At 71.3% G+C, this 12,608-nt stretch carries 9 protein-coding genes; all 9 read right to left on the bottom strand.

All coding sequences use genetic code 11. The annotated features are described in order from the left end of the window. Nucleotides 1-30: 30 nt before the first annotated feature. On the bottom strand, nt 31-972 hold the full coding sequence (locus ACT2CW_RS25350; protein ID WP_182467910.1) for a M28 family metallopeptidase: 942 nt from the start codon (nt 970-972) through the stop codon (nt 31-33). Between the two features lie 195 nt (nt 973-1,167). Then, the gene (gene rarD / locus ACT2CW_RS25345; RefSeq protein WP_166484197.1) at nt 1,168-2,286 is read right to left on the bottom strand and encodes an EamA family transporter RarD; all 1,119 of its coding nucleotides are present in this window, start codon (nt 2,284-2,286) and stop codon (nt 1,168-1,170) included. Between the two features lie 53 nt (nt 2,287-2,339). Continuing rightward, nucleotides 2,340-3,197 carry an SDR family oxidoreductase gene (locus ACT2CW_RS25340; RefSeq protein WP_445518359.1) on the bottom strand — a complete coding sequence of 286 codons (858 nt, stop codon included), beginning with the start codon at nt 3,195-3,197 and terminating at the stop codon, nt 2,340-2,342. Nucleotides 3,198-3,287: 90 nt separating this feature from the next. Then, complete coding sequence (locus ACT2CW_RS25335; RefSeq protein ID WP_445518358.1) at nt 3,288-5,327, bottom strand: APC family permease; 2,040 nt, start codon at nt 5,325-5,327, stop codon at nt 3,288-3,290. Between the two features lie 106 nt (nt 5,328-5,433). Beyond that, complete coding sequence (locus ACT2CW_RS25330) at nt 5,434-6,516, bottom strand: 2-oxoacid:ferredoxin oxidoreductase subunit beta (protein ID WP_164434840.1); 1,083 nt, start codon at nt 6,514-6,516, stop codon at nt 5,434-5,436. Next, nucleotides 6,509-8,461: a 2-oxoacid:acceptor oxidoreductase subunit alpha gene (locus ACT2CW_RS25325; RefSeq protein WP_164434842.1), complete on the bottom strand. Its 1,953-nt coding sequence runs from the start codon at nt 8,459-8,461 to the stop codon at nt 6,509-6,511. Before ACT2CW_RS25325 ends, ACT2CW_RS25330 begins: the two co-directional genes overlap by 8 nt. Nucleotides 8,462-8,712: 251 nt before the next feature. Further along, the gene (locus ACT2CW_RS25320) at nt 8,713-9,426 is read right to left on the bottom strand and encodes a response regulator transcription factor (protein ID WP_162001890.1); all 714 of its coding nucleotides are present in this window, start codon (nt 9,424-9,426) and stop codon (nt 8,713-8,715) included. 142 nt (nt 9,427-9,568) lie between these two features. Continuing rightward, nucleotides 9,569-10,912, bottom strand: coding sequence for a sensor histidine kinase (locus ACT2CW_RS25315; protein ID WP_445518357.1), 1,344 nt, complete (start codon nt 10,910-10,912; stop codon nt 9,569-9,571). Nucleotides 10,913-11,158: 246 nt separating this feature from the next. Then, nucleotides 11,159-12,436: a sensor histidine kinase gene (locus ACT2CW_RS25310; RefSeq protein WP_445518356.1), complete on the bottom strand. Its 1,278-nt coding sequence runs from the start codon at nt 12,434-12,436 to the stop codon at nt 11,159-11,161. Nucleotides 12,437-12,608 lie beyond the last annotated feature (172 nt).

The raw sequence follows: 12,608 nt of genomic DNA, 5'->3' as shown, positions 1-12,608 counted from the left end.
CGAACACGGCACGTCGTCATCCGTCCGGGATCAGGCGCCGCCGAGGGTCCAGACCGCGTAGGCGATGGCGTCGCTGTTGCGGTCCAGGGCGGTGTCGTCGATGTTGCTCGAGGTGTCGCAGGAGCGGTGGTAGCAGCGGTCGAACGCCTGACCGGAGGTGCCGCCCCACTTCTGCGCCTGGGCGGCGGTCTTGGTGTAGTCCGCGCCGCTGAAGAGACCGCCCACCGGGATGCCCTTGTTCTTGAACGGCGCGTGGTCGGAGCGGCCGTCGCCCTCGGTCTCGATCTCGGTGGGCACGCCCTTGGCGGAGAAGAACGCCTTGAAGACCGACTCGATCCCGGGGTCGTCGTCATAGACGAAGTAGCCGGGGTTGGGCGAGCCGATCATGTCGAAGTTGAGATAGCCGTCGATCTTCGCCCGTTCGGATGACGGCAGGTTGTTGATGTAGGAGGTGGAGCCGACCATTCCGCGCTCCTCGGCGCCCCACCAGGCGAACCGCAGATGCTTGGTGGGCTTCGCGCCCTGCCGGGCCACGGTGAGCGCGGTCTCCAGGATTCCGGCGGAGCCCGAGCCGTTGTCGTTGATCCCGGGGCCCGCGGTGACGGAGTCGAGGTGGGCGCCGGAGAACACCACGTTGTTGGTGTCGCCGCCGGGCCAGTCGGCGATGAGGTTGTAGCCGGTGGCACCGCCGGAGGTGAACTGCTGCACGGTGGTGGTGTATCCGGCGGCGTCCAGCTTGCCCTTGATGTAGTCGAGCGACGCCTTGTATCCGGGGCGGCCATGGGCGCGGTTGCCGCCGTTGGCGGTGGCGATGGACTGCAACTGGGCCAGATGGGCCTTCACATTGGCCACGGAGATGTCGGGTGCCGCGAGCGCGGTACGGGCGTCCGCCGTGTGCGGTGCCGATGCCGCGGCGGAGGTGGCGGGGGCGGCCGAGACCAGGGCGGCGACCGCCGTACCGGCCGCGGCCATGGCGGCCGTACGCCGTATCAGGGATCTTCGGGGGCGGCGTTCAGCGCATGAGGACATGGGGGGCTCCGGTTCCGAACGAGGACAGGACGGAATGACGTGACGCTGTGTGGTGCACGTGCCCGTGGGGCGGTGGAGCGGTGAACGTGCTGATGCTCCGGGCGTGGCTGACTCCGCGTCAAGGGCGGAAACCGGACATCACCCGCCGGATATCGGTCCCGGCCGGGCATCGGGCACGGCGGCGTCCGGCACGACATCCGGGTCCGGAACCACATCGGCCTCCACTGTCGCCGACAGCGCCCCCGCCCGCGCGGCGGCATCGGCCAACGCCCGCCGCGCCCGCCGGGCGGTGCGCAGCGCGTCCCAGGTCAGCAGCGCGAGCGCGAGCCAGACAAGGGCGAAGCCCGCCCACCGTTCGGGTGGCATCGACTCGTGGAAGACGACGAGCCCGAGGACGAACTGGAAGGTCGGCGCCACGTACTGGAGCATCCCGATCGTCGACAGCGGCAGCCGCACCGCCGACGCCCCGAAGCAGATCAGCGGCAGCGCCGTGACGAAGCCGCAGCTCGCCAGCAGCGCCGCGTGCCCGGCGCCCTCGCTCGCGAACGTGCTGCCGCCGTGCGCCCCGAGCCAGATCAGGAAGCCGAGCGCGGGCAGGAACTGCACGGCGGTCTCGGCGGCCAGCGACTCCAGCCCATCGAGTCCGACCCGCTTCTTGGCCAGGCCGTACGTCGCGAAGCTGAAGGCGAGGGTGAGCGCGATCCACGGCAGCTTGCCGTAGCCCACCGTCAGCACGGCCACGGCCACCACCCCGACGCCGACCGCCGCCCACTGCGCGGGCCGCAGCCGCTCACGCAGCAGCAGCACTCCGAAGGCGATGCTGACCAGCGGGTTGATGAAGTATCCGAGCGCGGTCTCCACCACATGCCCGCTGTTGACGCCCCAGATGTACAGGCCCCAGTTGACCGAGATCACGGTCGCGGCGAGCGCGATCATGCCCAGCCGCCGGGGCTGCCGCAGCAGCGGCCGTATCCAGCTCCAGCGGCGCAGCGCCAGCAGCACCAGACCGACGGCCGCCAGCGACCACACCATCCGGTGGGCGAGGATCTCCACCGCCGCGGCGGGCTCGAGCAGCGGCCAGAAGAGCGGCACCAGACCCCAGATGCCGTACGCCGCGAAGCCGTAGAGGAGACCGGCGCGATCGACGCGGTCCTGCTGGTCCTGCGGCGTCACGGCACCCTCCCCGACGGCATGACGAGCCCCGGGCGGGCCCGTTCCGAGGGTCCGAAGGTAGCGCTGGTGAGGCCCGCCTGTCATTCCCGTATCGGAATACGGTGATGACAGGCGGGCCATGGTGCGTACGGGGCGGGTCAGCCCTTGAGCGCGGCCGCCACCGAGTCCGCGATGGGCGTGGTCGGACGGCCTGTGAGCCGGGACAGATCGCCCGGGGTGGCGTCCAGCCGGCCGCGCTCGATGGCCGTCTCGACATCGGAGAGGATCGCGGCGAGCGGCTCGGGGACGCCCGCGCCGGTGAGGATGGACTGGTACTCGGCGGGGGAGACGGCGCCGTAGACGATCTCCTTGCCGGACTGCCGGGCGACCACCTCGGCGTACTCGGCGAAGCTCCAGGCGGTGTCGCCGGACAGCTCGTACGCCTTGCCCTCGTGGCCCTCACCGGTCAGGACGGCGACGGCGGCCGCCGCGTAGTCGGCGCGCGCGGCGGAGGCGACCCGGCCCTCGCCCGCGGCGCCCACGACGGCCCCGTGCTCCAGGACGGTGGAGAGGTTCTCGGTGTAGTTCTCGTTGTACCAGCCGTTGCGCAGCAGCACATACGGCAGACCGGAGTCGATGATCGCCTGCTCGGTGACCTTGTGCTCATCGGCCAGCGAGAAGTCGGCGGCGGGGCCGCCCAGGATGCTGGTATAGGCGAGCAGCGCGACACCGGCCTCCTTGGCGGCGTCGATCACGGCCTGGTGCTGCGGCACCCGCTGCCCGACCTCGCTGCCGGAGATCAGCAGCACCTTGTCGCCGGCGGCGAAGGCGCCGGCGAGCGTCTCGGGCCGGTTGTAGTCGGCCACGTGCAGCCGCACCCCGCGGTCGGCGAGGTCGGCGGCCTTCGCGGTGTCGCGCACGACCGCGGTGATCTGGTCGGCGGGAACCTTCTCCAGCAGCCCCTCGACGACGAGGCGGCCGAGGTGGCCGGTGGCTCCGGTGACGACGATGCTCATATGTGTGACTCTCCTGGTTCGGGATCGGCACACCCACCATAAGGGAAGCGCTAACCAATAGAAAGGTACTTCCGGTTAAGTAAGTGTGTGTCATTCGGAGCCGGGCCGCTCCCGGGGCTCGCGCTCCCCGGGCTCGCGCTGCTCTGGCTCCCGCTGCCCGGCCTCCCGCTCCCGCGGCCCCCGCTCCCGGGCCGCGAGGCTGACGGCGAACGGCAGGATCGTCACCGCGACGCCCGGCAGCCGCTCCAGCGCCTTGGCCAGCGACTCCGCCGTGCCCCTGTGCAGCAGCTTGCCCAGCGGGGAGGCATAGGTGCGGCGCGGCACCAGCAGGGTCAGCGCGGTCTGGCCGTCCTCGGTGGTACGGGCCGCCAGCTCCATCACCGCGTGGCGCAGCCGCCGGTCCGGGCACTCCACGACCTCAAGCGCGGCCGTCACCCCCGCCGTGGCCTCCCAGCGCGCCATCAGCCGCCGGGCATGGGCCTCGTCCACCATGAAGTGCACCGCGCGGACCTCGTCGGGCCGCAGCTCATGCGCGTACCGCAGCGCCTTGACCGTCGCCAGGTCGATGCTGTCGGCCAGGACGAAGACCACATGGCGCCGCCAGCGCGGGACGTCGTCCCCGGGGCGTGGCACCGCCTCCAGGGCGGCCGCCTCCGCGCGGTACTCGCGGTTGATCCGGATCAGCGCCCAGACCCCGAGCGGGAAGACCACCACGACCAGCCAGGCGCCCTCGGTGAACTTGGTGATCCCGAAGATCAGCACCACGGCCGCGGAGACCACCGCGGTGATGAGGTTCACCGCGACCTTCCACGTCCGCCCCGGTTCCCGGCGCCGCAGGTGATAGGCCGTCATCCCGGCCCCGGCCATGGTGAAGGCGGTGAACACCCCGATCGCGTACAGCGCCACCAGCCGGTCCACATTGGCCTTGGTGACCACCAGCAGCGCCAGCGCCACCACGGCCAGCGACACGATGCCGTTGGAGAAGGCCAGCCGGTGGCCGCGCCGGGTCAGCTGCCGGGGCAGAAAGCGGTCCTCGGCCACGAAGCTGGCCAGGAAGGGGAAGCCGGTGAAGGGCGTGTTGGCGCCCGTGTAGAGGATGAGCGCGGTCGCCAGCTGGACGAACGCCAGCCCCAGGGCGCCCAGCGCCCCGCCGCCGAAGACCAGATGGGCCTCCTGCGCGAGGACGGTCGGGGTGCCGTCCTGGTACGGGATGGCGTGGGTGAAGTGGGCCAGGGCGGAGACGCCGAGGACCAGCGTGCCCAGGATGCAGCTCATCGTGACCAGCGTGTGGCGGGCGTTGCGGCCCTTGGGGTCGCGGAAGACGGAGACGCTGTTGGAGATCGCCTCCAGACCGGTCAGCGAGGAGCCGCCGTTGGCGAACGAGCGCAGCACGATGAAGAGCGAGGCGCCGTAGAGCCAGCCGCTGCCCGCGGTCCCCAGGGGCACGGCGCCCGCCGCGTGCACATCGGCGTGCGGCAGCGTCCCGGCCAGGCCGCGGACCACGCCGACCACCAGCATCAGGCCGACGGCGAGGATGAACAGGTAGGCGGGCGCCATGAAGACCCGCCCGGCCTCGCGCAGTCCGCGCAGATTGCCGTAGGCGAGGATCAGGATCACCAGGGCGCTGATGGGCAGTTGGAGATGGTCGATACCGGTCCAGGTGCCGCCGACGAGATGGGCGAACGAGATGATCGCGTTGGTGCCCGCCGAGACCTGGACCGCGACGGTGACGATGTAGTCCACCAGCAGCGCCACGGACGCGATCTGGGCGATGTCCGGGCCGAAGTTCTCCCGCGCCACCACGTACGAGCCGCCCGCCCGGGTGTAGATCGTCACCACATCGCTGTAGCAGAGCGTGACCACCAGCAGCACCAGCAGGATCGCCCCGGTCACCGGGAGGATCAGGGTGAACGCCGCGACCCCGATGACCGGCACCAGCACCCGCAGAATCTCCTCGCTGCCGTACGCCGTCGAGGAGATGCAGTCGGAGGCCAGCACGCCCAGCGCGGCCGGGTTGTGCAGCTTCTCGCGCCGGATCCGCTCGGTGACCAGGGGCGGGCCGAGCAGCAGCCGCTTGAGGCGGTAGCCGGGGCGGTCGGGGGGCTGGAGCGGGGCGGCGGTGTCGGCCATGGGCATAGGAGAGCGGGTGCCCGGCCGGGGCGCGGTCAGACGCTCCGGCCGGGCACCCGCCTGTGCCCGTATGTACGAACGCGCCCGCTGGGCGCTTTACGTGGGGTCAGCCCACGACGGTCCAGGTGTCGCCGCCCGCGAGCAGCGCGCCGAGGTCGCCCTTGCCCTTGAGCTCCACGGCGTTGTCGAGCTGGTCGGACATCTGGGTGTCGTAGACCGGGCGCTCCACATCGCGCAGCACCCCGATGGGGGTGTGGTGGAGGGTGTCGGCGTCGGCGAGCCGGGTCAGCGCGAACGCCGTGGTGGGCGAGGCCGCGTGGGCGTCGTGCACCAGCACCTGGTGCTCGTTCTCGGCGGTGACGGTGACCACTTCGAGGTCGCCGGTGCGCTGGTCGCGGATGACGCCCTTGGACTGGTCGGTGCCGAAGCGGATCGGCTGCCCGTGCTCCAGCCGGATCACGGCCTCCTGGGCCTGGTCCTTGTCCTTCAGGGCCTCGAAGGCGCCGTCGTTGAAGATGTTGCAGTTCTGGTAGATCTCCACCAGCGCGGTGCCCGGGTGGGCCGCCGCCTGCCGCAGCACCTCGGTCAGATGCTTGCGGTCGGAGTCCACGGTGCGGGCCACGAAGCCCGCCTCGGCGCCGAGCGCGAGCGACAGCGGGTTGAACGGCGCGTCCAGGGAGCCCATCGGGGTCGACTTGGTGATCTTGCCGACCTCGGAGGTGGGGCTGTACTGCCCCTTGGTCAGGCCGTAGATGCGGTTGTTGAAGAGCAGGATCTTCAGGTTCACATTGCGGCGCAGCGCGTGGATCAGGTGGTTGCCGCCGATCGACAGCGCGTCGCCGTCACCGGTGACGACCCACACCGACAGATCGCGGCGGGAGGCGGCCAGCCCGGTGGCGATGGCCGGGGCGCGGCCGTGGATGGAGTGCATCCCGTAGGTGTTCATGTAGTACGGGAAGCGCGAGGAGCAGCCGATGCCGGAGACGAAGACGATGTTCTCCTTCGCCAGGCCCAGTTCGGGCATGAAGCCCTGGACGGCGGCGAGGATCGCGTAGTCACCGCAGCCGGGGCACCAGCGGACCTCCTGGTCGGACTTGAAGTCCTTCATCGTCTGCTTGGTGTCGGTCTTGGGCACCAGGGAGAGCGCGTGCCGAGCCGATGCCGCGCCCTCGGCGATGGTGTCAGTCATCGATGGCCTCCTTGAGGGCGGTGGCGAGCTGTTCGGCCTTGAAGGGCAGCCCGCGGACCTGGGTGAAGGAGCGGGTGTCGACCAGATAGCGGGCGCGCAGCAGCGTCGCCAGCTGACCCAGGTTCATCTCCGGCACCACGACCTTCTCGTAACCCTCCAGCACCTTGCCGAGGTTGGCCGGGAAGGGGTTGAGATGGCGCAGATGGGCCTGGGCGATCCGGTCGCCCGCGGTGCGGACGCGGCGCACCGCCGCGGTGATCGGGCCGTAGGTGGACCCCCACCCCAGGACCAGGGTGCGGGCGTCGCCGGTCGGGTCGTCCACCTCGATGTCCGGCACCGCGATGCCGTCCACCTTGGCCTGGCGGATGCGGACCATGTGGTCGTGGTTGGCCGGGTCGTAGGAGATGTTCCCCGTGCCGTCCTGCTTCTCGATGCCGCCGATCCGGTGCTCCAGACCGGGCGTTCCGGGCACGGCCCAGGGGCGGGCCAGGGTCTCCGGGTCGCGCTTGTACGGCCAGAAGACCTCGGTGCCGTCGGCGAGTACGTGGTTGGGGCCGGCCGCGAACTGGACGCGCAGATCGGGCAGCTCGCCGACGTCCGGCACCCGCCAGGGCTCCGAGCCGTTGGCCAGATAGCCGTCCGACAGCAGGAACACCGGGGTGCGGTAGGCCAGGGCGATCCGGGCGGCGTCGAGCGCGGCGTCGAAGCAGTCGGCCGGGGTCTTCGGGGCCACGATCGGCACCGGGGCCTCGCCGTTGCGCCCGTACATGGCCTGGAGCAGGTCCGCCTGCTCGGTCTTGGTGGGCAGCCCGGTGGAGGGGCCGCCGCGCTGGATGTCGATCACCAGCAGTGGCAGCTCCAGCGACACCGCGAGCCCGATGGTCTCCGACTTCAGCGCCACACCGGGGCCTGAGGTGGTGGTCACGGCGAGGGAGCCGCCGAAGGCCGCGCCCAGCGCGGCGCCGATCCCGGCGATCTCGTCCTCGGCCTGGAAGCTGCGCACACCGAAGTTCTTGTGCTTGGACAGCTCGTGCAGGATGTCCGAGGCCGGGGTGATCGGGTACGACCCCAGGAACAGCGGCAGATCGGCCTGGCGGGACGCCGCGATCAGCCCGTACGACAGCGCCAGGTTTCCGGAGATGTTCCGGTAGGTGCCGGTGGGGAACGCGGTGGTGGCCGGGGCGACCTCGTAGGAGACGGCGAAGTCCTCGGTGGTCTCGCCGAAGTTCCAGCCCGCCCGGAAGGCGGCCACGTTCGCCTCGGCGATCTGCGGCTTCTTGGCGAACTTCTGGCGCAGGAACTTCTCGGTGTTCTCGGTCGGCCGGTGGTACATCCACGACAACAGCCCGAGCGCGAACATGTTCTTGCTGCGCTCGGCCTCCTTGCGGGACAGCCCGAATTCCTTCAGCGCCTCGATGGTCAGCGTGGTGAGCGGCACCGGGTGGACGCGGTAGCCGTCCAGCGAGCCGTCCTCCAGGGGGCTTTGGTCATAGCCGACCTTGGCCATGGGCCGCTTGGTGAACTCGTCGGTGTTGACGATGATTTCCGCCCCGCGCGGCACATCGGGGAGGTTGGCCTTCAGCGCGGCCGGGTTCATCGCCACCAGCACGTTCGGCGCGTCACCCGGTGTGAGGATGTCGTGATCGGCGAAGTGGAGCTGGAAGCTCGACACTCCGGGCAGGGTGCCGGCGGGGGCGCGGATCTCCGCCGGGAAGTTCGGCAGGGTCGACAGGTCGTTTCCGAACGACGCCGTCTCCGAGGTGAACCGGTCACCCGTGAGCTGCATACCGTCGCCGGAGTCCCCCGCGAACCGGATGATCACCCGGTCCAGACGGCGGACCTCCTTGCCACCGTCTGCTGATCGCTGCCCCCCGGCGGGCGTCTGCCCGCCTTGCTGATCGGCTGGTTCGGCCTGCTCGGCCGGGCTACTGACCTGGCTGGTCACTGCTTCGGACCTCCCTTGAGGCGGCGCTCCTGGACAGTCGGTGCCGACCGGTTGTTGTCCCATGACCATCGTACGTCGGTAAGGGTGGCCTTCCTTGGCCGGATCACATGGTGGACTCCGAAAGAAGAACCATATATGTCCTGGTTTGGCATGACGTGTCCCTCCCCCCGTGCTGTCATTTCCGCTGATCCCCCGTTCAGCCTTTGGCCCCGCTTTGGTGCGCGGGAGTCTGCTTTCAGGAATTGAGAGTCTCAGGAATTGAGATAAGTGAGGACGGCGAGCACCCGACGGTGATCCCCGTCACTCGGCGAGAGGCCGAGCTTCAGGAAGATGTTGCTCACATGCTTCTCGACCGCGCCGTCGCTCACCACGAGCTGCCGGGCGATGGCCGAATTGGTACGGCCCTCGGCCATCAGCCCCAGGACCTCGCGCTCCCTCGGGGTGAGTCCGGCCAGCACATCCTGCTTGCGGCTGCGGCCCAGCAGCTGGGCGACCACCTCCGGGTCGAGTGCCGTGCCGCCCTGGGCGACCCGCACCACCGCGTCCACGAACTCGCGCACCTCGGCCACCCGGTCCTTGAGCAGATAGCCCACGCCCCGGCTGTTCCCGGCCAGCAGCTCGGTGGCGTACTGCTCCTCCACGTACTGCGACAGGACCAGCACCGCGAGACCGGGGTGGTCGCGGCGCAGCCGGACGGCCGCCCGGACCCCCTCGTCGGTGTGCGTGGGCGGCATCCGGACGTCGGCCACCACCACGTCCGGTGGCGCGCCCTCGTCGGCCAGCTCCCGCACCGATTTGATCAGCGCTTCCGCGTCCCCGACGCCCGCGACCACGTCATGGCCCCGGTCGGTCAGCAGCCGGGTCAGCCCCTCCCGCAGCAGCACCGAATCCTCGGCGATGACCACCCGTACTCTGTCCGCCACGATGCTCGGCCCCCGTTTCACTCGGTTCGTCGGGACCAGCATCCCAGGGTTCTGCCGCTCGCGTCGCGCAGAACCAGCCGCGTCCAGTTGCGCGCAACCGGTCGCGCACGAGCCGCGTACAAACGGAAGGGTGTGCGCCGTCAGCGCCAGGGGCGTGTGGGGTCAGCGCCAGGGGCGTGCGCCGTCAGCGCCAGGGGAGCTCGGCGGTCACCGTGGTCGGGCCGCCCGCCGGGGAGTGGACGACGAGGACCCCGTCCACCGCGTCGATCCGCTCGGCAAGACCGGCGAGACCCGAACCGGCGGAGGTGTCGGCCCCGCCCCGTCCGTCGTCCGTGATCTGGAGCATCACCCGGTCCTCGGTGCGCCAGACGTCGACCTCGGCGGTGCGGGCGCCGCTGTGCTTGCTGATGTTCTGGAGCAGCTCGGAGACGGTGAAGTAGACGATGCCCTCGATCGCGGGCGCGGGCCGCTGCGGCAGGTCCACGGTCGCCTTCACCGGGACGGTGCAGCGGGCGGCGAGGGCGGAGAGGGCGGGGCCGAGGCCGCGGTCGGTGAGGATGGCGGGGTGGATGCCGCGGGCGAGGTCGCGGAGCTCCTGGAGGGCGAGCTTCACCTCGCCGTGGGCCTCGTCGACCATCTTCGCTGCGGCTTCCGGGTCCTCCTCCAGCTTCTCCTTCGCCAGGCCCAGATCCATGGCGAGGGCGACCAGGCGGGCCTGGGCGCCGTCGTGGAGGTCGCGTTCGATCCGGCGCAGGTCGGCGGCGGCGGTGTCCACCACCGTGCCGCGGTCCGACTCCAGCTCCCAGACCCGGCTCGCCAGCCGGGACGGGCCGAGCAGCCCGCTCACCATGATCCGGTCGACCGAGGTCAGCGCCCGCATGATCCACGGGGTCAGCAGCAGGACCAGCACCCCGGCGGCGCAGGTCACGGCGATCTCGAATGGGGTGTCCAGATAGAAGTTGCGCCCGTGGTCGTCCCCGAAGACCTGGAGCCCGGGCTCGTCCAGATACCGGGGGAAGACCCAGCGCCACAGCGGATAGGTCGCGAAGCCCCAGCCGTAGCAGGTGAACGCCACCGCGAAGCCGAAGGAGAAGACCGCCCACGGCAGATGGATCAGCGCGTAGATCACATGCCGCCAGGAGGTGCCGCTCCTGAGCAGCGCGCCCACCCAGGCGACCGGTCCGCGCCTGCCCCCGCGGCCGCCCCTCCGGCCGAGTACGGGCTCGGGCTCGGCCACCTCGAGCCCCAGCAGCGCGCGGGCGCGGGCCCGCTCGACGACGCCGAGCGCCCGGCAGCCCGCGAGGGCGGCGCCGAGCACCGGGACGCCGAGGAAGGTGATCAGCAGCCCGGCGCCGAGCGAGATCATCGTGACCGTGTAGACGAAGGTGAGGATGGCCATCGGCAGGCTGATCAGGACGTACAGGAACTCACGCCACACGCGGCCCTGGAACGGCGCCTTCAGCGCTGCGGGCACCAGCTGGCCGCGGGGCTCGGTCCCCGGCTCATAGGGGCGGTATGCGGTGGCCATCGTCTCGTCCGTCCTCCGGGGGCCTGATCGGTCGCGATCGGTCGCGCTTCTGCGTATCCCCAAGACTCCCGGAGCGGGGTCGGCCCGGCCATCGGGCGGGTCGGCCTCTTCACCGGGGGGTTAGCCCTACCTCGGGGGGTGCGGGCAGGACCTCGGGGGGTGCGGGCAGGACCTTGAGGGGTGAGGTCGGGATGGATCTCGCGGGGTGAGGTCGGGCCTTGAGGGTTGAGGCCGCCGTGCCCGTTCTCAGGCTCTGCGCCGGGACCGTGCCACCGCCGCGCCCGCCGCCGACCCGGTCCGGTGGCGCCAGGGCAGCTCGGCGGTCACGGCGGTCGGCCCACCGGACGGCGAATCCACCACGAACAGCCCGTCCACCGAGCCCAGCCGCTCCGCCAGCCCCGCGAGCCCCGTGCCCCCGTCGGTGGACGCCCCGCCGCGTCCGTCGTCCCGCACCTGGATCAGCAGCCGGTCCTCGGTGCGCCACAGCTCGACCTCGGCGGTGCGGGCGCCGCTGTGCTTGCTGATGTTCTGGAGCAGCTCGGAGACGGTGAAGTAGGCGATGCCCTCGATGGCCGGTGCCGGGCGTTCGGGCAGCTCGACCGCCACCTTCACGGGCACGGTGCAGCGGGCCGAGAGCGCGGAGAGTGCGGGGCCGAGGCCGCGGTCGGTGAGGATGGCGGGGTGGATGCCGCGGGCGAGGTCGCGCAGCTCCTGGAGGGCCAGCTTCACCTCGCCGTGCGCCTCGTCCACCATCTTCGCTGCGGCCTCCGGGTCCTCCTCCAGCTTCTCCTTCGCCAGACCGAGCCCCATGGCGAGGGCGACGAGGCGGGCCTGGGCGCCGTCGTGGAGGTCGCGTTCGATCCGGCGCAGGTCGGCGGCGGCGGTGTCCACCACCGTGCCCCGGTCCGACTCCAGCTCGGCGATCCGCCGCTCCAGCTCGTCGGAGGGGAACAGCAGCCCGCGCACCATCGCCCGGTCCACATGCGTCAGCCCCCGGGCGATCCACGGCAGCACCGGCCAGGCCGCGAACAGCGAGGTCAGGGTGATCGCGAAGGTGACCACCGACCACGGCAGCCGGATCAGGGCATAGAGCGTGGCCCGCCAGCCGACCGGGTCCCGCAGACTCGTCCACAGCTTGCCGAGGAAGCCGCTGTCCGGGTGGTACGGCAGGGGGCTGGGCTCGTCGATGCGCACCGAGAGCAGCGCCCTGGCGCGGTTCCGCTCGAACCGGCCGAGCAGCCGGCTGAACCGCAGCCCCAGGGCCAGCAGGGGCAGGCCCACCACCGTGACGGCCAGTCCCAGGCCCACGGCCAGCCAGACCAGGGTGAAGACGAAGCACACGATGCCCACGAGCAGATTGGCCAGGAGATACGCGATCTCCTTCCAGGTCTGCGCGGGGAAGGCGAACGCGGGCGGGCGCGGCAGCCGCTCGTCGGCGCGGCCACGGGCGCCGTCGTGGCCGCCGCCGTAGCCGTCGCTGTCGGGGCCGCCGACGGGCCCGTCGACGGGGGAACTGGAGGTCATGACAGCAAGACTGCCCGGCCCCGCGGGGGCTCCGCCATGGGGCTACCCCCACCGCATGGCGGACGGGCCGCCCGGCCGGGTGGCGGCAGGGCCTAGACTTCCCGTCCGTACGGATCGTCGAACACGCGAGGTCGACGAGGAGCGGACAAGGACCACGAGACCAGGGAGCGAG

The sequence above is a fragment of the Streptomyces sp. NEAU-174 genome (assembly GCF_052665095.1).
This window is presented reverse-complemented; position numbering and strand designations above follow the sequence as displayed.